A 16,370-nucleotide genomic window follows, 5' to 3' on the forward strand; every position below is an offset into this window, starting at 1 on the left:
AACGGACGGCTAACGAAAAAGTTCGTTGATCAGGATGTAAATGCTCATCAGGAGGACGAACCACCCGAAACCCTTCTGCAATTTATGTCCGGATACCCTGCCCGAAATCCGGTTGCCCAGATAAAAGCCCAGGATTGCCAGCCCGGTAACCAGCAACAGGAAACCCCATTCGATGGGCCTATTGGCCACATCGCCCATGAAGCCAAGGAGCGACTTGGCGGCAATGATCAGCAGCGAAGTGCCAACGGCCTTTTTCATGGACAATTTGCTCAGCAGTACAAGGGCGGGAATGATGAGGAAACCGCCACCCGCGCCTACGAGTCCCGTTAGTGTGCCGACCAGCATCCCTTCCAAAAAGATCATCGGATAGTTATACCGGATTTCAGCATCCTCCGGGCAATCCTTGCAGGGCTGCTTCCGGATCATGGAAATGGAAGCTGCAAACATCATGACGGCGAACAGCAGCATTACGGCCATGGGTTTGCCAAAGGTAAAATCACCCAGCATAAAGAGGGGGTCCGGGATGGCGGGGACGAGGTACTTGCGTGTGGCGTATACGGCTGCGATGGAGGGAATGCCGAATAGGGTGGCGGTCTTGATGTCAACTAACCCCCGGCGGTATTTGGGCCATGCACCTACTAGACTGGTGGCCCCCACAATGAATAGCGAATAGGCTGTAGCCGTAACGGGTGGAAGCTCGAAAAGATATACCAGTACAGGTACCGTGAGTATAGAGCCACCGCCGCCGATAAGACCCAGGGCGATGCCGATAAACAATGAAGCAAGATAACCGACGAATTCCATTTTTTTCGTGTATTGACGTTACCCTTGCAAAGGTCGGTTGCGATGCAATCTCTTGTCGGTGACCTAGGTCACACGGTCGACAGGAGTTGGATGGAATTGCGCTGTAGCACGACTTTGCCGTGCTGTTCCATCTTTTTCAGCAACCGCGAAATCACTTCCCGCGAGGAGCCCAGGTCGTGGGCAATCTGTTGGTGGGTGGTATACAGTTCCCTGGAGCCGTGTCGTTTGCTAAGTTTTTCGAGGTGATAGGCCAGCCGTTCGTCCATGCTTTTGAACGCGATGTGGTCGATGACCTCCAACAATTCTTCAAAACGCGAGCGGTAAGTTTCCAGCACGAAGTAATACCAAGTTTTATAGTCGCGCATCAGGTCGTCCATCCGGGCAATCGGCACCAGCAATGCCGTAGTATCTTCGACGGCAGTGGCCAGTACCTCGCTTTTCTCCTGTTTGGTGGCGCATATCATTGACAGGGCGCAGGCGCTACCCGGCTCCAGGTGGTACACAAAAAATTCCCGGCCGTCGTTCCCCTGCCGATACACTTTGACGAGGCCTCCCACAAGCAGCATCGTGGACTTGAAATACTGGCCGGTCTGCATCAACTGTTCGCCGGCGGGGAATGTCCTCACGGTGCACGCTTCGGACAAGGCCTTTCTCAGGTTTGGCTCAAAGTGGCTGAAATAGGTGTTCAGGTAATCGGGTATTGTCGGCGTTTGTGTGTGCATGATGGCTATTTTTATCTCTTAATGCGGTTTGTCGCTTAATACGGTGAATTGATAACGTTACGTGTTTTGGGGCCTGTATTTTTCCCTGATCCGGACGGCCAGTGCTTCTGCCGGGTTGGTTTCAAAAAGCTGACGCCGCTCTGCCGCCGTAAACCCCGCCTTTTTTAGGGCGGGGATGAGGTCTTGGAAGAGGGCGACATAGGGACGAACCCGGCCTCCGTCGGGCTTGCCGACCTCGTACCACCCTGCGTCGTGCGAGATCAGGGCCCGGTGCAGCAGGCGCCGGGCTTTCAGGTCCCGGAGGAAGGCCACGTAGCGGTCGACCAGCTGTGGATACAGTCCGTCGAATGCGACCCATCCACCGGCTTCGGCCGCTTGGATATGCAGCGCCCTGTCCGGCTCGCTCTGCGCGTGTGTCCACACCCAAGCGTCGGGCGCAGCGCCGGTGTCAGTGAGAATGGCCAGCTCTTCGAGGGCGGCCCGCCCATCGCCGGTATGCACAAAGATGGTCAGCCCGGTCTGGAGGTGGGTGAGGGCGGCGGCGCGGATCAGCTTGCGCTGCGTGGCCGAGAGTGGGTGGCCGTCTACGCCCGTTTTGATGAAGCCGGGTTTGATGCCGGTATCGCCAATGCCGTTGCGCCATTCGGCAACCCACCGCTCTGCCAGTTGCTCGGCGGTTTCCGTATATGCGTGGGGCGGCAGGTATTTTTCGCCTGCGGCACCGTAGTAACCGGTATTGGTGACAATGTGCATGCCGGATGCGTCAGACAACCGTTTGAGCAAATGGGCGTCACGACCGATCCATTCGGGCGTGCAATCCACGAACGTGCGTACACCGTGGCGGCGCACATCTTCGAGATAGGGGAGCATGGCGGCAAACACTTCATCTTGGTCGTAACGCTTGGGGTTAACCTGATCCGCACCGATGAAATCGACCAGAATGTGCTCATGGGGCAGCACCGTCCCGAGCTTGTCGATGGCAATGGGGCCATTGACGGTCATCACCTGGGCGGAGGGGCGAAGGAGCCAACCAGGCGGAGCAATACCCGCCAGCGGTAGCGCGGACAAGAACCCTTTTTGGATGAAAGTACGCCGTTTCATTTTCACAAATCTAAGTTTTCGCTTTTTCAAAGAGAAATGATATTTTTGCAACCGCATTACCGGAATCATCGGGGTGTAGCGCAGCCCGGTAGCGCGCTTCGTTCGGGACGAAGAGGCCGTGGGTTCGAATCCCGCCACCCCGACTCACTAAAATGAAGCCCTTGCGAAAGCAGGGGTTTTTTATGTAATACGGGATGGCTGCGGCAAACGAGTGCGGGGCAGCGGGATGCAGCCAATCCCGCCACCCCGACTCACTAAAATGAAGCCCTTGCGAAAGCAGGGGTTTTTTATGTAATACGGGATGGCTGCGGCAAACCAGTGCGGGGCAGCGGGCGTTAAGCTTGTGCAGCGCCCAAAACACTGTGCTCTCAGGTAGCGGCCATGCTATTTCAGGACCCGGTACCTAATGTGTGTCACCACCCCGGTTCCACTTACCTCGACCGGTTCAAGCCTGAGATTTGGTACCCCCTCAAAAAGCCGTGAGCCTGCACCAATGGTAGTGGGTACGATATGCACCCACAATTCATCAATGAGTCCGGCCGTCAGGTACTGATTAATCGTGTTTGCGCCTCCCATAATCTTTACCTTTCGATCTCCTGCCGCTTCCTTTGCCTTTCTAAATGCGGATTCAATGCCATCTGTCACGAAATAAAATGTGGTTCCACCTTCCATTTTTATGGGCGGCCGTTCGTTGTGGGAGAGCACAAAAACCGGGGCATGATACGGCGGATTATCGCCCCACCATCCTTTCCATTCGGATTTATCCCTTCGGTCTTTAGGGCCAAACATATTGCTGCCCATGATAAATGCACCTGCGTCAAGAATGGCATCTATTTCCTTTTTATGGCTATGCTTTTCCGGCTCGGCGAACATCCAGCGATCCAGCAAGTCTGCATCGAAATTGTCTCCAAATGGTCTTTCAAAACTTTGATTATGCCCGGCGCCATATCCATCAAGGGATATGGTTAAACCAGCTGTTACGTTTGCTTTTTTCATGTTTATAGATTTGAGATAAATGATTTCGACCGCTACGTTACATTCAAATTTAGTAAAAACCGTTCGGCCGTTAAATGGTGCTTAAATAATCAGTTTTTGTGGGTGGTCATCCCCGCTCGTAGCTTCCTTTCGCTTCCGCTGACGACAACGGCCCCGTTATAGCTTATCATGTTTGCAATAGCCAGCCGGTCGGGCAACCCGGTGCTGGAAAATTTCCAGTTTCCGGATTCGTTGTCTTTCCGATAAACGCCATCCCATTGTGCCGCCAACAGGGCATTGCCGCTTCTGATCACGTGGAACGTATACAGCTGGGTAGGTAGGCCGGATTGGATAAGCCGCCAGCTCGTTCCTTTATCAGCCGATGAAAACAGTTCGTTATATACCATTGCGTAGAGCGTGTTGCCATCCGAACTTATATTGTGCAAGGCTCCATCCGAAAAGATTTTCTGCCAATCTCTCTTGCCGATCGGCGAACGAAATGCGCCCTGATTTGTGGCAACGTACACATCGCCATCGAGCGCCGCGATGCCATTGACTTGCAGCGTACGGTTCCCATACTCCAGTTCCCATTCATTGCGTAGGTCGTTGTAGGAGTAAAGTCCGGCGTTCGTTGCTGCATAGAGTTTGTGGTCGATCTGCGCAAACTTCCGGATGGTTAAACTAGCCAGACCGGTATTTCGTTTGGTCCAGCTTTTTCCTTCGTTTTCGGAATGGAAAACGCCACCCCATTGTGTGCCTGCATAAAGGTGGTCGTTGTAAAAAAGCAGGGCACCCGGGTTGCTCTCGATCAATTGCCGATCCGTGGGAATATTCATCCACCTGTCGTTTTGGTTATCAAAGAAGTAAAGCCCGCTATCTTTTGACAGAAGCGCTAGCTTGTTTCCAGAAACGGCGATGCCACCCAGCCCGATGCGGGTGGTAGCCGGCAGCCCCGTACTTGTATTTTTCCAGGTCAATCCGTGATCGGTCGAAAAGTAAACAATACCGTCGCTGGGTTCGGAGGGCGTATTGACCGTGTCGGTTGGAGCATGGCTGGGTGATGTCGCGGATGCGGTGTCACGGTTAGGGCTACCGCAAGCAGGTAGCAGAATTGCCAGTGCCATTGCCAATAACCTTTTTGCAGCAATCATCATTGCGTCACTATCTTTACGGGAGGGTGGTTTTTAACTACGGCTTTCATAATTTGGATCATATCGAAAGATGCGCTTAATTTACGGAATAATTCGGACAAGCTGCCTCACTTCTCCCTTGAGATTTTTATGTAAGTTTGTGGTTGAGAGAATTGTTAATGATTTACGTGAACGATCTAGAAACGTAACAGGAAGTTGGAACGCACGATCAATTATGGAGCCATCGATGAACTGGCTTCGGCTATAGGGGTCAGTAGCTTAAAAGTTGAAACGGACTTTCTGATCTACGGCTATCACGTTGAAAGTCAAATCGACTACGCGAAATTAAAACGCTATCGGCAGAATTTCCACGAGCTGTCGGTTGATTTTTCGGCTATCTGCCATTTTTCGGTCAACGGGGAATTGGTGCCCAATGTCACGAACCGGATCGTATACGTCCCTCCGAAGGAGCTCGTGGAAATCAGCCTGAACAACGCTTTCCGGAGAAGGCCAGCGGGATATTCGATTTTCTTTACAGACGATTTCATTGACCGGAGTTATTATAAATCGCTCTTTAAAACCGAGCTGGCGGCGGTCGCCCGCGTAAACCGGGTTCCGGAAACTGAAATCAAGGCTTACCAAAATGTGGTCGAGAATATTTTCCATGAGTACCGGAATTATGACCCATTCACTTCGCCGTTGGTCATTACCAAATACCTCGAAATACTACTGATCAAATTGATCCAGTTGCAAACGTTAGCGGATGCAGACCAGGGCGTAAAGCTCACCGCTTCACAAACGATTACGAAGCGGTTCCTTTCGCTCGCGAGCGAGGCGTTCCAGCAGGGGACGACCATTAGGGAATACGCCGAACAGCTTCATGTATCTCCCGGTCACCTGACTGACGTGGTGCGTGCCGAAACCGGCAAAACTCCCAGCCAGATTATCAATGAATTCAGGCTGCAGCACATTAAATACTTGTTGACCAAGCCCGATAAAGCCATCAAGGAAATCAGTGCAGCGTTCCAATTCGCCGAGCCCAACAACTTTTCGTCCTACTTCCGGAAGCATACAGGCATGACCCCCACGCAATTCCGGGAATTGAATAGCTAGTTCCCCTAGTTGAATAGGTGCGGGCGTACCGGCTAGGGTTAACTTTGCTGAAAAGAATGGATAATCACTAAAGGATAATCACTAATTGGCATGGTTATGAATCACGAAATTCGCTATTCAGTTTTTACTAGGGTTAATGCGCCGGCATCGGTCGTTTGGGAAATTCTTCGTTCCCCCGCCACGTATCAAACGGCTTGGAACGCCGAGCTGGTCACGCGGTGGGTCAAGGGAGAGCCGATCGGCTTTTCGGGAATATGGGAGGATCAGCCTTACCAGGACAAAGGCGTTATCCTTGAAATTGCGGATGAACGATGGGTCGAGTTCTCCTATTGGAGTTCCTTTTGGGAGGCACCCGACATCGAGGGGGAATACAGCGTCATCCGGTACGAAGTTGAGCCCATTGATACATTTAGTTGTGAGTTGACCATCATGCAGCGGGGCTTCCGCGACGACGTTCATTACCAGGAGACGGTGCGTTTGTGGAACGATACCATCAACATCATGAAACAACTTGCTGAAAAAAGCGACCTGCGGAGCCGGATCAGCGCTACGTTCGGCGGCTTGGCAGAATTGATCGGTGCCCTATCTCACGAAGCGTACAACCGGACGGTCACGTCGAAATGGACGGTCGGCCAGCTGGTTGAGCACGTCATCATGAGCAACGCGGGCTTCAGGGATTTCCTGACGGGAAATGCGGCGGCGTCAACGCGCGACTATGATACCCATGTTCCGGAGATCCGCGCGCTGATGAGCAATCAGTCCGTAGGTTTGCAGGCTCCGGAGTTTTTGGTTCCGCCTGCGGTGACGTATGATGCAGGTCGACACGTAGGGGCTCTGCAGGGTATTAAAGACGAGCTGCTGGCGTGTACAGAACTCGACCTGACCCAGATATGCAACGGGTTCGACATGCCTCCTTTTGGTGTGTTGACGTTTTTTGAGTGGCTGACGTTTGCGGCATTCCATACCGAGCGGCATCGGCAACAGGTTGCTGCTCGTATTTAAAGAGCTTCATAGGCTGATCTTCATAGGCTGATCTTCCGGGTAGCGTGCCGGATGATCCACTGTGTGTGAGGATTATCCGATGCCGACCAGTTCCGGATGAGTGCAGCGGCGGGCTCCCTGTTTACCTTCAGCCAGTCGGTCAGGTGATTGGCAACGGATTTCTTTACAAATTTGATCTCATCTTCTTTCAGTAGCGTTAGTATGTCGAAGACCGGATGCGGATCCTGAATGAACGTATCCAGCTTTGGTGCCCAGGGCAGCTTCGGACGGAGACCTTCACTGGCAAGCCGTCTCAGGTGGAAGTCATCGGACGTGGCCCATTTGCGGAGGATGGCCAGCGATGCTTCGGGGTACGTTCTGATGTACGGGCGCACGGCATATTCGCCGGTATTGCGCCGGGTGATTTCGGCAATGGCGTCCATCGACAGCTGGAAGTGCTCGAGGCCATATTTTTCCACAAACTTGCCGATGGGCAGGATCCAGTAATAGTGGGTAAACATACCCGTTTCATTCGGGTTGGGTGGCCCCAGTATATTCATAAATACGGCCAACGCCTCCGGATACGTGCCGGGGAAATGTGTGTGCAGCTGGTCTGCAATCACTGCTACCCGCTGGGTGTAGGTTTTCCCGGCTACAGACGCGGTAACGTCACGTACAAACGCTTTCGCCGGAAACGCTGATGCGATCGCCGTGATTTTATTGGCCAGCAACGTTGCCAGTTCTTTCCCGAATTTCTCGGTAATGCCGTAGTCTACTTTCTTGTTAGATTCCAAATTGCCGTAAATGATGGTCAAAGTGTTTGTACGCAAAGATACCAATTTGTTCTTTGGTCATTTTGCCAAAAAAGTCGTGGATGAACCGGTCGTTCCGGAAGCGGTCGTATTCCGTGATTAGCCGTAACCACCGGGCTTTTTCCACTTCCAGGTCGCCGGTTTCGGTTTTCTTGATGACATGTATGCCGGCCGGCATATTTTTACCCATCGGCCTGTCATCTTTGACATTGCTTTTCAAGGCCGCCTTGCCGAAGAGCTTGCCGAGGAAATCCTGTTTGTAAACGTGGTTGGCGTAGCTGCCTACTCCCAGCACCCACTCGCTCCAGTTGTTGCAATGTTTGGCCATTTGGTAAGCAGTCATCTTGCCCCAATTTCGGTGGGAATTCTCCTTCAATAGCCGGACCCTGTCCGCCAATTCATCCTGTATCGACTTGTCAAATACCGTTTTCATGGTCAAAGTTGCTGATGGGTTGCAGTGAAAAGTAGTTCCCCGAATCATCCTTAAAAAAGGCTTCCATGCCGTAAAACTCCTCCGTCGGCGCCTTGATAAATTCAACGCCCTTGGCTTTCAGTTCTTCGTACGTGGCGAAAATGTCGGTGCAGGTTAAGACGCCGCAGCCGAAGATCCCTTGCTTGATTAAGTCAATGAGTGTATCGGCGGTCTTCTGCGGGAACATTTTGCTTACCACCACCGGAAATAAGACAATCTGCAGATCGGGTTGCTCGGGCGGCGAAACGGTAAGCCAGCGGGTGCCCGGCCCCATGGGGATATCATCCACTACCCGGAAACCCAGTTTGTTCACATAAAAATCATACGCGCTATCCTGATTGATAACGTGGATGTTTGTGACGGTCATTTTCGTGATCATAATGTTTAAATTAAGTAACGGTGCTAAGGTCCGCATTGCTTGTTAAAATCACTTCTCCAAAATTGCTATTTTGAAACCATCCGTGTTGATCCCCATAACAGCTCGGTACATAGGCCCGGGGATTTTGCAGGATCCGTTGTTTTTTCTCGCGGTATTTTGCAGAAAATTCAGATGGGGGCAGCCCTACCGTCCTGGCAAATAAACCGCTGAAGGAGGTGATGCTTTCAAAACCTACCGCGAAGCAGGTTTCGGCAGTGGAAAAGCCCTGTTCGAGTAAGGTTTTCGCGTGCGCAATCCGTACCTGTTGCAGGTAATTGCGGGGTGTTTTGCCGTAGATGGATTTGAACAGGCGTATAAAGTGAAACTTTGAAAAATAGGCTTCGCCCGATATGGCATTCAGGTCAATCCGTTCAGCATAGTGATCGTCGATAAAGCACTTCGCCTGCACGATCCGCCTGTATAAATAAACTTTGGGATAGGATTCTGATTTCATGGACGCGTAGAAAATGGATATGTAGTTGCAAAAGTAAGGGTTGACGCCCGGTTTTAGCCGGGCGAACAAAGCCAACCTAGCGGGGGAGTCTGGACAATTTTTCCGCCTATTCTTCGGTTGGCGAATATTTCACAATGTCAATACCGATACCGTTGGGGTCTTCAATGGCAAAATGCCGGTCGCCCCAGGGCTCGTCGCGGATATCGATTTTGATTGTTACGCCTTGCTCCTTAAGTTCGTTGTACAACTGATCCACGTCGTCCACTTCAATAGTCAGGTACATGCCCTGGCCCAGGAAGGGTTTTTGGAACAACGGTTGCTGACTGGGGTGGTTGGGCAAAAGAAAACTGATTTCGGTTTCCCCGCCGGGGGTGTGCAGCAACAGGTAGAACTCGTTTTCGAAAGTTACCCCGAAACCAAGGGTCTGCGTGTAAAAGGCCTTGGTTTCGGCCATTTTTTCGGTAATGATTCCTGCATTTAATTTCATTGGTTGTCTGTTTTTTGTGGTTGAAGGATGTTGGGCCAATGTGCCTGTACATAAAAGCATCGTTACCATAATTGCAAGCGTCTGTTTCATGATGGTGTCTTAAACAAAGCAAATTTTATTAAGCAAAATTGGCAGGAGTTGCCGTGCTAAAATTGTATAAAACGGCCAAGTTTCATTTTTCTTAACCTTCGGCCGTTTTCCTGAAGCGGATGCGGTTTATTGCCTTTAATATTTAAAGTACTTTTTTTTTCAAAGTTAAATGGAAGTGTTAATTTTGTATGGACGGGGGCGATTTATTTGAAAAGATATGGTATATTTTGTCGACAGGGATTCAATTGTGCGCCGGATCTGGGGAAGCGGGGATACGATCCTGCTCATTTTTGCCGGCGCGGCAGCGGAGTTTGCGTTGAATAAGGCGGTAGACTGGCTGTACTTCACGGGCCGTCTTCCTTCGGACCCGCTTAAGCGCTTATTTTCGACGGTCTCCTATGCCCGTCAAATCGTATTTTCGAAGCAGGAAGATGCGTTGCTTGCGATTGACCGGATTTCGGCTATCCATAGGGGGGTGGAGGAACAGCGCGGCAGGGACATCCCTGACTGGGCGTATCGCGATGTGTTGTCGATGTTAATCGATTATTCGATCCGGTCGCATGAATTGCTGGAAAGGAAATTAACCAAGGCGGAGAAGGAAGAAGTATTCGCCGTCTTTTACCGCGTGGGGTTACGTATGGGGTTGAAGGGGCTGCCATCGGACTATCCGCAATGGCTCTCCATGCGGAGCTCGAGTCTTCACGAGAACCTGCTGAATGGGCCGTTTACCACCGATCTTTACCGGCAGTACCGGAAACACCTGGGCTGGTTCAGGTACGGGATCCTGAAGCAGGCTCAGATAGCCTTGGTTCCGGAAGCGGTGAACAACCTGCTGGGCCTCGGGAGGAATCCGTTTGCATCGATGCTACTCCACGGTTATAAGTTAAGCCGGATGATCCGGGTGAAATCGTGGCTGAAAAATGCAATACTGCCTCGGGAATATAAAAAGCAGATTGCGGCACTGGATGGTTTCTCGGAAGGCTAATAATGGGTATCTTTGATGAATGGAATTCCGCAAAATTGCACCGCCACAGCCGCTGCTGCCTTATGTCCGGTATTTCTGGACGTTGGACAATAGGGACGAGACCAAAGCGTACCACGCTTTTACCACCATTGCCGACGGCCTGCCGGGATTGATTTTCCAGCAGCTGACACCGGACTGGGCGGCAAAGCCCGACAACGGATGGCCGGTCTGTTACGTGTACGGGCAAACCGTCGAACCGGTGAATATCTTTTTTCCTTCGGGCTTCCACGCCGTGGGTGTGTATTTCCATCCGCATGCGCTACAATCCATCTTTGGCTTACCTGCGTTCGAATGGACGGACCGCTGCATAGCCATGGATGTCCTGGATGGCAAGGTAGGCGCATTGCTGGTCGAGCAGCTGCTGAACACATCCGCTGCCGACCGGCAGATCGGGATTTTGGCTGATTACCTGTGCCAGCGTATTGCGGCCAACGTGGCGAAACTGGATGCGGAGGCACTCTATGCGGCCAAGCGGTTGGTGAGCAGTGGCGGTCGCCTGGCCTTGCGCGAGCTTCAGCGGGAACTTCGGATTTCGGAACGTGGTTTCCAGCGCAAATTCCGGGAGGCCATCGGCGTTTCTCCGAAATTGTTTTCGCGGATCTGCCAGTTCCAGGGTGCTATGCAACAGTTTCGCGAGGGCGGATCGCGCCGCTTGACCAACTTGGCGCTTGCGCATGGCTATGCCGACCAACCGCATTTCATCCGTACATTCAAAGCCTTTGTGGGTTGCTCGCCCCGATATTTTACGCGGGCGTTTGCCGAACAGTTACCGAACTTCCCCCACCTGATCATCTGATTCCCGCGTTGGCGGGTTTGTTCAATTTTCTTTGGTCGGCCTCGCATAGTTTTGCCGGAAAAGAATTGAACTCATGATTGCATTAACAGGCGCAAGTGGGCACCTGGGGCAGTTGACCCTTACCCACCTTTTGAAAAAAGTACCGGCAAGCCAATTGGCGGCGATTGTGCGGAACCCGGCCAAACTGGAAACGGACCGGCATGTAGGTATAACCATCCGCATGGCGGACTACGATGACCGGGATGCGTTGGTGGAAGCACTGGACGGCGTGGAGACGCTGCTCCAGATTTCTACCTCTGCCTCCGGGCCCCTGGCATCCCGGCAGGAGCTGAACGTGGTTGCGGCCGCGGCGATGGCAGGTGTCCGGAAAATTGTGTACACCAGCACGCTCGTACCGGGGCCGGAGGCTATCTTTTGGGCGGGCCAAACCTGCGCGGCGACCGAGGAGGCGATCAAGGATCGGGGGCTTGCCTACACGTTCTTCCGGAACAGCATGTACTTCGAAACCATACCGCTGTTCATCGGAACCGCGGTGCAGGACGGACAGATCTATTATCCGGGGGGCGACGGAAAGGTTAGCTTTGTGAGCCGGGAGGACATCGCGGAGGCGCTCGCTGGGGTGCTGACTGAATCGGGCCGGCATGAAAGCGCAGTATACCGGATTACCGGAGCGGAGGCGCTCTCGTTTGCGGATCTGGCCACGCGCCTTAACGCCGGGAAAGGACTGGATGCGGCGTACCACGACATCCCCGAAGCGGACTTTGCCGCGGAGCTCGCAAAAGCGGGATTGCCACAAGACGACATCGGATTCACGCTCAGCATGGCGGCCAGCATCCGGGCCGGAGAATTTGCCGCGGTGGACGATCAGCTCGAGAAGTTATTGGGAAGAAAACGCAAAGCGGTCGGCGATTATATCCAGGAACTGTAAGGCGACTGGCTATCCGATCAACAAGCCTGGGGATGGGGCAATTGTTGTTCGGATGCCAGCACTTCTTGCAAATGATGGATGTACTCCCGATGGTAGTTGGCTATCCGCTCGTCGGTGGCATTTTTCTCCAGATCGTGGAAATGAAACCCGTTGAGTCGCTCCATTCCGACAAACTGATTCATTTTATGGAAGCCGAACAAGACGCCTGCGTCCACGGTATGCTGGTCAAAGAACTCTCCGGGTAGGGTGAAAGCCGTATCCGGGGCGTTCCATGAGGAGGTAACCATGTATTTTTTCCCATGCATCAACCCTCCGGTTCCGTAATTGATCGCCGGATTGAGACGGCTTCGTCCATCACTGGCGTACATCCCGTTTAAGTGTCCTGCGGTAAATACCTCATCGATGTATTTTTTCAGCCGGTTTGGTACCTGAAACCACCAGATGGGCGTGTGATAGATCAGCAGGTCGGCCCACTTAAAGTTTTCTACTTCAGCCAGCGCATCGAAGTTGTCGTTGATATCGGTGACCCGCACGTCAAAATCATTCTTCAGCAAGGTTTCCTTGGTCCATTGGGTAAGGGTTTGGTTAAATAATCCCCCCGAATGCGCAAAAGTCTGACCGCCGTTTATGATAAATGCTGTTTTCATTTTCTATTTATTTAATTATTGATGCCGCAAATTTCCATCATTTCAATTCATTATTAAAATAAATTAAATTGTATATTTGTATAATAATAATTATAGATATGCGATGGAATCTGGAATGGCTTCGTACGTTTAAGTCGATTTATGAAACCGGTACGTTATCTGCGGCGGCGCAGGAACTGTTTATTTCGCAACCGGGCGTAAGCCTGCACTTGAATTCGCTGGAAGCTTTCACGGGTTATAAGCTGTTTGACCGTTCGGCGCGAAAAATGGTGCCGACCGAAAAGGGAAAAATCCTGTACAACTATGTATTGGATCCCCTGAAAAAAATGGAGGCAGCCGAGCAGCATTTCCACAAGCGTGCGCAGGATGAGCGGCCAACTATTAGTGTGGGCATGTGCTTTGAAACCTTTCAATATACACTGGAAGAGCACATAGCGAGTCTTCCGTTTAACCTGATCATCCAATTCGGTGAATATCCGAAAATGCAGCACGATTTGGATAATGGTCTTTTGGATCTGATTATCACCCCGCAGAAAGGCAATCAGCAAAACTTACAGTATCGGCCGTTTTCCAAAGAACGGATTGTTTTGATTGCGGGAAGGAAAACCGATGTGTCTGAAGTGGAGAGTTTATTGGCTGCCGAAAAAATCAAGGATGTTGCCGCGTTGCTGAAGCAGCAGCTTTGGTACAGTACGGCCGCCGATATGGAACACCTGAAAAACTTTTGGTTGAAACATTTCGGCGAACATCCGGATTTTAGCCCCAATTACATCGTCCCTAACATCAGTTCCATTATCCGCTGCCTGAGCAACGGAGCGGGTTTTTCGGTGGTTCCTGATTTTCTATGTTCGGAAGCAATTGCATCCGGGAAAATTAGCCTGGTATGGGAGGGAAACGTCCCCTTGGAGAATACGCTGTTCTTCGGAACACGAAAGAAAACCATGTATCGGGAAGAGATTAGCCAGCTGGAGCACCTGTTAAAAGATAAATGGGAACGATCAGAAAACAACGAACTCGGGCGGGCGCAGACCTCTATTGAAAGTTCAATTGCCACGTGACACCAAATCGGTCTCCGACCCAACCGAATTTTGTGCTGAAGCCGTAGTTGTCCAATGGCATATAAACGATTCCATCTTCGGAGAGTTTATCGAACAGTTTGTTGAGTTCTTCCTCGGTGCGGCACTCGACGTACATTGAAATCGCTGGTGAGAAGGTCCACGCGTGTTTCACGTAGCTATCGCTGCAAATGAATTGTTTTCCGTTTAGTTCGAACGTAGCCATCATGACGGAGCCTTCTTTGGCGGGCCCGCCTTTCCCGTGGCGTCGGATGTCGATAATCCGGGAGTTGTCAAATAATCCGATGTAGAAATTCATGGCCTCTTCGGCATTGTTTTCCTGAAATGTCAGGAAGGTCGTAATTTGCTTTTCCATGTCGAGTTTTGTTAGTGATGCGCCGATCCGGTATCGGGAAATTTGTCTCGGACCAGGTTAAGTTCGATGCCGAATTCCAGCCACGCTTTCAGTCCGTCCAGTACCGTGGTGAATCCGCCGGTGTTGTCCTTGATGGCTTCGATCAGTGCATCACCGGTTTGGTCGAAGCCATAATTTTTGATTACTACGTAGGTGGTGTCAGGAGTTAGGGCAGTAAACTCAAAATCGACCGTGGTCACGGGGGTATTGTCCCATTCGATGGTGATTCGTTGATTGGGCACAATTTCCTTTACCTGCACCTCACTGGAAACGCCGTACATTTCCCATTCCCAGGTGGCGGTTTTTCCTGCCTCCAGTTTTCCGCTTGATTTGGTGAACCAGAATTTGGTGGTAACAGCGGGGTCAATGAATGCCTCGAAAACCGTTTCCACGGGCTTTCTGATCATCATCTGGCATTCCACGGTTGCTAATTTGGGTGCTTCCATATGTTATGTTTTAATGGTTAACAATTTGCGGCCTGCGTCCGCATTTATTTTTGAGGGGTCGCCAAAAATTCCGGCAGCATCTTCCCGATGATCTCGCTCCAGCCGCCGTTGAAGCTTTTCCATGCAAAGTCGGGAGTGTCCTGCGGGAAGGTTTCCAGCCCGTGGTGGGTTAGTGTCAGCTTCGTCTGCGTTCCCGTTTCGGCGAGCTCGAACGTCACCAGCGAGTAGCCGCGATGGCCTTCGTATTGCCAGCTGTATTGCAGTTTCTGCCGGGGAATGACCTCGGTGACGGTGCACAGGTGGAGGTATTGTTCGCCTTTGTGGCCCTGACCGGGAAACGTAAAGTGGAAGCCAACTTCGGGTTTGAAATCATCCAGATCAAAATACCATTGTTTCAGCTGCTCTTTATTGGTAATGGCCTGCCACACCCGCTCAACGGGCGCGTCGACGGTTTTTTCGACCACAACGGGTGGATGTTTAACGAGATTCGGATACGTCCCATATACGGCCGCCGCGTAATGAATCGGCGTCTGCAGCGGGCCGGCCGCGTCATCTTCCGCGCCGAAGGCATACGTTTCTTCGCTGCCGTCAAGCCGCTCGGCTAACAGGTCGAGGAGGTCGTGGAACCCTGCCGGTGCATTTACGGCGTAATCCGCCGTCAGCTTGCTGTACGTGAAAGTTAACCGCGTGCTGTGCTCGGCCAACGCAGTCAACTCCCAGACAGCGAGTTCACCTTCCCAGGTCCACACAAAGCGATTGGGCGGCTCAATGGCAATCACCTCGCCATACGATTTGGTTTTGTCGGTATCCCGGAACTGGAAGGTAATGGTGCCCCCCGGCCGAAAATCCAGTTCGATGTCAGTAAACCAGAATTTCAGTTCTTCCGGGTTGGTGATGGCGTCCCAGACCTTTGCGATGGGGTGGTTGAGTACCCGTTCAAAAACGACTTTATAGCCGTCTTCTTCCTTAGCTATTTTTCCTAACGGATTCTTCATGATCTACGGTTTTATCGTTTGATATCTTGTTATTGTCGTCAAGATGGTTCAGGTAGCTTTCCAGCGCATCCAGTTTTTGCGTCCAGAACTGCTTGTATTGCGCCACCCACTCATTCACCTCGCGGAGTTTTTCCAGCTTGGCTTCGCAGATGCGTTCACGGCCCTGTTGCTTCATGGACAATAAACCGCATTCGGCGAGTATCTTCAGATGCAAAGAAATGGCTTGGCGGCTGACATCGAATCGGTCGGCGATGGTATTGACATTGGTCGGCTGCTTGGCGATCATCCCCAGGATGGCCCTCCGCGTCGGATCCGCTATGGCTTGGAAAACATCTCTTCGAGCCTCCATGATTCGCAAGTATTTGCTTGCAAATATACATGCAAGTATTTGCTTGCGCAAGTTTTTTCTGGGAAAATTTTGGTCGACAGCCGAACCCGCCGAGACGACTCAAATGCATGACGGTCGTTTCGGCAGAAATGAGCGACTCCACTCACGGAACGGCGG

At 51.7% G+C, this 16,370-nt stretch carries 21 protein-coding genes and 1 tRNA gene; 7 read left to right on the forward strand and 15 right to left on the reverse strand.

Annotation, left to right across the window (positions count from 1 at the left end):
* Window positions 1–9 precede the first annotated feature (9 nt).
* The 3 genes from ACFQRK_RS00295 to ACFQRK_RS00305 form a co-directional block, all read right to left on the reverse strand.
* Window positions 10–804 carry a sulfite exporter TauE/SafE family protein gene (locus tag ACFQRK_RS00295; protein WP_379002484.1) on the reverse strand — a complete coding sequence of 265 codons (795 nt, stop codon included), beginning with the start codon at window positions 802–804 and terminating at the stop codon, window positions 10–12.
* A 68-nt stretch (window positions 805–872) separates the two neighbouring features.
* Window positions 873–1,526: a Crp/Fnr family transcriptional regulator gene (locus ACFQRK_RS00300; protein WP_379002486.1), complete on the reverse strand. Its 654-nt coding sequence runs from the start codon at window positions 1,524–1,526 to the stop codon at window positions 873–875.
* 57 nt (window positions 1,527–1,583) lie between these two features.
* Window positions 1,584–2,696 (reverse strand): phosphotriesterase, encoded by a 1,113-nt coding sequence (locus tag ACFQRK_RS00305; protein WP_379002488.1) that lies wholly within the window; start codon window positions 2,694–2,696, stop codon window positions 1,584–1,586.
* On the opposite strand from ACFQRK_RS00305, the gene ACFQRK_RS00310 reads away from it, so the two are divergent.
* Window positions 2,697–2,770, forward strand: a tRNA-Pro gene (locus tag ACFQRK_RS00310).
* Between the two features lie 241 nt (window positions 2,771–3,011).
* Here ACFQRK_RS00310 and ACFQRK_RS00315 read toward each other — a convergent pair.
* The gene (locus ACFQRK_RS00315; protein ID WP_379002490.1) at window positions 3,012–3,623 is read right to left on the reverse strand and encodes a dihydrofolate reductase family protein; all 612 of its coding nucleotides are present in this window, start codon (window positions 3,621–3,623) and stop codon (window positions 3,012–3,014) included.
* A gap of 89 nt (window positions 3,624–3,712) precedes the next feature.
* Window positions 3,713–4,726 carry a WD40/YVTN/BNR-like repeat-containing protein gene (locus ACFQRK_RS00320; RefSeq protein ID WP_379002493.1) on the reverse strand — a complete coding sequence of 338 codons (1,014 nt, stop codon included), beginning with the start codon at window positions 4,724–4,726 and terminating at the stop codon, window positions 3,713–3,715.
* A 222-nt stretch (window positions 4,727–4,948) separates the two neighbouring features.
* Here ACFQRK_RS00320 and ACFQRK_RS00325 point away from each other — a divergent pair, with 222 nt between their 5' ends.
* Both ACFQRK_RS00325 and ACFQRK_RS00330 read left to right on the forward strand, forming a co-directional pair.
* Entirely contained in the window at window positions 4,949–5,845 is an 897-nt protein-coding gene (locus tag ACFQRK_RS00325; RefSeq protein ID WP_379002495.1) for a helix-turn-helix domain-containing protein, read from the forward strand.
* A gap of 96 nt (window positions 5,846–5,941) precedes the next feature.
* Complete coding sequence (locus ACFQRK_RS00330; protein WP_379002497.1) at window positions 5,942–6,847, forward strand: DinB family protein; 906 nt, start codon at window positions 5,942–5,944, stop codon at window positions 6,845–6,847.
* Window positions 6,848–6,867: 20 nt separating this feature from the next.
* On the opposite strand, the gene ACFQRK_RS00335 is transcribed toward ACFQRK_RS00330, so the two are convergent.
* From ACFQRK_RS00335 to ACFQRK_RS00355, 5 genes are all read right to left on the reverse strand, one after another.
* Window positions 6,868–7,656: a DNA alkylation repair protein gene (locus ACFQRK_RS00335; protein WP_379002498.1), complete on the reverse strand. Its 789-nt coding sequence runs from the start codon at window positions 7,654–7,656 to the stop codon at window positions 6,868–6,870.
* On the reverse strand, window positions 7,610–8,071 hold the full coding sequence (locus tag ACFQRK_RS00340) for a DUF1569 domain-containing protein (protein ID WP_379002500.1): 462 nt from the start codon (window positions 8,069–8,071) through the stop codon (window positions 7,610–7,612). The genes ACFQRK_RS00335 and ACFQRK_RS00340 overlap by 47 nt, the downstream gene beginning before the upstream one ends.
* Window positions 8,055–8,489: a VOC family protein gene (locus ACFQRK_RS00345; RefSeq protein ID WP_379002502.1), complete on the reverse strand. Its 435-nt coding sequence runs from the start codon at window positions 8,487–8,489 to the stop codon at window positions 8,055–8,057. Before ACFQRK_RS00345 ends, ACFQRK_RS00340 begins: the two co-directional genes overlap by 17 nt.
* 10 nt (window positions 8,490–8,499) lie before the next feature.
* Window positions 8,500–8,982: a helix-turn-helix domain-containing protein gene (locus ACFQRK_RS00350; RefSeq protein ID WP_379002504.1), complete on the reverse strand. Its 483-nt coding sequence runs from the start codon at window positions 8,980–8,982 to the stop codon at window positions 8,500–8,502.
* A gap of 106 nt (window positions 8,983–9,088) precedes the next feature.
* A complete protein-coding gene (locus ACFQRK_RS00355; RefSeq protein WP_379002506.1) occupies window positions 9,089–9,469 on the reverse strand; it encodes a VOC family protein in 381 nt (126 codons plus the stop codon).
* A 307-nt stretch (window positions 9,470–9,776) separates the two neighbouring features.
* Between ACFQRK_RS00355 and ACFQRK_RS00360 the strand changes: the two genes are divergently transcribed.
* The 3 genes from ACFQRK_RS00360 to ACFQRK_RS00370 all read left to right on the forward strand — a co-directional run bounded on the left by ACFQRK_RS00360 (window position 9,777) and on the right by ACFQRK_RS00370 (window position 12,307).
* On the forward strand, window positions 9,777–10,544 hold the full coding sequence (locus ACFQRK_RS00360) for an oxygenase MpaB family protein (RefSeq protein ID WP_379002508.1): 768 nt from the start codon (window positions 9,777–9,779) through the stop codon (window positions 10,542–10,544).
* A gap of 19 nt (window positions 10,545–10,563) precedes the next feature.
* Complete coding sequence (locus ACFQRK_RS00365) at window positions 10,564–11,379, forward strand: DUF6597 domain-containing transcriptional factor (protein WP_379002510.1); 816 nt, start codon at window positions 10,564–10,566, stop codon at window positions 11,377–11,379.
* A gap of 73 nt (window positions 11,380–11,452) precedes the next feature.
* Window positions 11,453–12,307 carry an NAD(P)H-binding protein gene (locus ACFQRK_RS00370; protein WP_379002511.1) on the forward strand — a complete coding sequence of 285 codons (855 nt, stop codon included), beginning with the start codon at window positions 11,453–11,455 and terminating at the stop codon, window positions 12,305–12,307.
* Window positions 12,308–12,324: 17 nt separating this feature from the next.
* Here the strand turns inward: ACFQRK_RS00370 and ACFQRK_RS00375 are convergent, their stop codons facing one another.
* The gene (locus ACFQRK_RS00375) at window positions 12,325–12,954 is read right to left on the reverse strand and encodes an NAD(P)H-dependent oxidoreductase (protein ID WP_379002513.1); all 630 of its coding nucleotides are present in this window, start codon (window positions 12,952–12,954) and stop codon (window positions 12,325–12,327) included.
* Window positions 12,955–13,052: 98 nt separating this feature from the next.
* Between ACFQRK_RS00375 and ACFQRK_RS00380 the strand changes: the two genes are divergently transcribed.
* A complete protein-coding gene (locus ACFQRK_RS00380) occupies window positions 13,053–14,012 on the forward strand; it encodes a LysR family transcriptional regulator (protein ID WP_379002515.1) in 960 nt (319 codons plus the stop codon).
* Here the strand turns inward: ACFQRK_RS00380 and ACFQRK_RS00385 are convergent.
* From ACFQRK_RS00385 to ACFQRK_RS00400, 4 genes are read right to left on the reverse strand one after another with little or no spacing between them, the layout of a single operon-like run.
* Window positions 13,987–14,385 carry a VOC family protein gene (locus tag ACFQRK_RS00385; protein ID WP_379002517.1) on the reverse strand — a complete coding sequence of 133 codons (399 nt, stop codon included), beginning with the start codon at window positions 14,383–14,385 and terminating at the stop codon, window positions 13,987–13,989. The genes ACFQRK_RS00380 and ACFQRK_RS00385 overlap by 26 nt on opposite strands.
* 11 nt (window positions 14,386–14,396) lie before the next feature.
* Window positions 14,397–14,870: an SRPBCC family protein gene (locus ACFQRK_RS00390; protein ID WP_379002518.1), complete on the reverse strand. Its 474-nt coding sequence runs from the start codon at window positions 14,868–14,870 to the stop codon at window positions 14,397–14,399.
* Between the two features lie 44 nt (window positions 14,871–14,914).
* Window positions 14,915–15,865 carry an SRPBCC domain-containing protein gene (locus ACFQRK_RS00395; RefSeq protein ID WP_379002520.1) on the reverse strand — a complete coding sequence of 317 codons (951 nt, stop codon included), beginning with the start codon at window positions 15,863–15,865 and terminating at the stop codon, window positions 14,915–14,917.
* Window positions 15,837–16,214, reverse strand: a complete 378-nt coding sequence (locus ACFQRK_RS00400; RefSeq protein ID WP_379002521.1) for an ArsR/SmtB family transcription factor — start codon at window positions 16,212–16,214, stop codon at window positions 15,837–15,839. The genes ACFQRK_RS00395 and ACFQRK_RS00400 overlap by 29 nt, the downstream gene beginning before the upstream one ends.
* Window positions 16,215–16,370 lie beyond the last annotated feature (156 nt).

It is taken from the genome of Parapedobacter sp. GCM10030251, assembly GCF_042666505.1.
In the GTDB taxonomy this organism is placed as follows: domain Bacteria; phylum Bacteroidota; class Bacteroidia; order Sphingobacteriales; family Sphingobacteriaceae; genus Parapedobacter.

Excerpts from the sequence above, each read along its gene's own strand:
- ACFQRK_RS00295 (WP_379002484.1), bottom strand. The coding sequence starts at position 804 with ATGGAATTCGTCGGTTATCTTGCTTCATTGTTTATCGGCATCGCCCTG.
- ACFQRK_RS00300 (WP_379002486.1), bottom strand. The coding sequence starts at position 1,526 with ATGCACACACAAACGCCGACAATACCCGATTACCTGAACACCTATTTC.
- ACFQRK_RS00305 (WP_379002488.1), bottom strand. The coding sequence starts at position 2,696 with ATGATTCCGGTAATGCGGTTGCAAAAATATCATTTCTCTTTGAAAAAG.
- ACFQRK_RS00315 (WP_379002490.1), bottom strand. The coding sequence starts at position 3,623 with ATGAAAAAAGCAAACGTAACAGCTGGTTTAACCATATCCCTTGATGGA.
- ACFQRK_RS00320 (WP_379002493.1), bottom strand. The coding sequence starts at position 4,726 with ATGGCACTGGCAATTCTGCTACCTGCTTGCGGTAGCCCTAACCGTGAC.
- ACFQRK_RS00330 (WP_379002497.1), top strand. The coding sequence starts at position 5,942 with ATGAATCACGAAATTCGCTATTCAGTTTTTACTAGGGTTAATGCGCCG.
- ACFQRK_RS00340 (WP_379002500.1), bottom strand. The coding sequence starts at position 8,071 with ATGAAAACGGTATTTGACAAGTCGATACAGGATGAATTGGCGGACAGG.
- ACFQRK_RS00345 (WP_379002502.1), bottom strand. The coding sequence starts at position 8,489 with ATGATCACGAAAATGACCGTCACAAACATCCACGTTATCAATCAGGAT.
- ACFQRK_RS00350 (WP_379002504.1), bottom strand. The coding sequence starts at position 8,982 with ATGAAATCAGAATCCTATCCCAAAGTTTATTTATACAGGCGGATCGTG.
- ACFQRK_RS00355 (WP_379002506.1), bottom strand. The coding sequence starts at position 9,469 with ATGAAATTAAATGCAGGAATCATTACCGAAAAAATGGCCGAAACCAAG.
- ACFQRK_RS00360 (WP_379002508.1), top strand. The coding sequence starts at position 9,777 with ATGGTATATTTTGTCGACAGGGATTCAATTGTGCGCCGGATCTGGGGA.
- ACFQRK_RS00365 (WP_379002510.1), top strand. The coding sequence starts at position 10,564 with ATGGAATTCCGCAAAATTGCACCGCCACAGCCGCTGCTGCCTTATGTC.
- ACFQRK_RS00370 (WP_379002511.1), top strand. The coding sequence starts at position 11,453 with ATGATTGCATTAACAGGCGCAAGTGGGCACCTGGGGCAGTTGACCCTT.
- ACFQRK_RS00375 (WP_379002513.1), bottom strand. The coding sequence starts at position 12,954 with ATGAAAACAGCATTTATCATAAACGGCGGTCAGACTTTTGCGCATTCG.
- ACFQRK_RS00380 (WP_379002515.1), top strand. The coding sequence starts at position 13,053 with ATGCGATGGAATCTGGAATGGCTTCGTACGTTTAAGTCGATTTATGAA.
- ACFQRK_RS00385 (WP_379002517.1), bottom strand. The coding sequence starts at position 14,385 with ATGGAAAAGCAAATTACGACCTTCCTGACATTTCAGGAAAACAATGCC.
- ACFQRK_RS00390 (WP_379002518.1), bottom strand. The coding sequence starts at position 14,870 with ATGGAAGCACCCAAATTAGCAACCGTGGAATGCCAGATGATGATCAGA.
- ACFQRK_RS00395 (WP_379002520.1), bottom strand. The coding sequence starts at position 15,865 with ATGAAGAATCCGTTAGGAAAAATAGCTAAGGAAGAAGACGGCTATAAA.
- ACFQRK_RS00400 (WP_379002521.1), bottom strand. The coding sequence starts at position 16,214 with ATGGAGGCTCGAAGAGATGTTTTCCAAGCCATAGCGGATCCGACGCGG.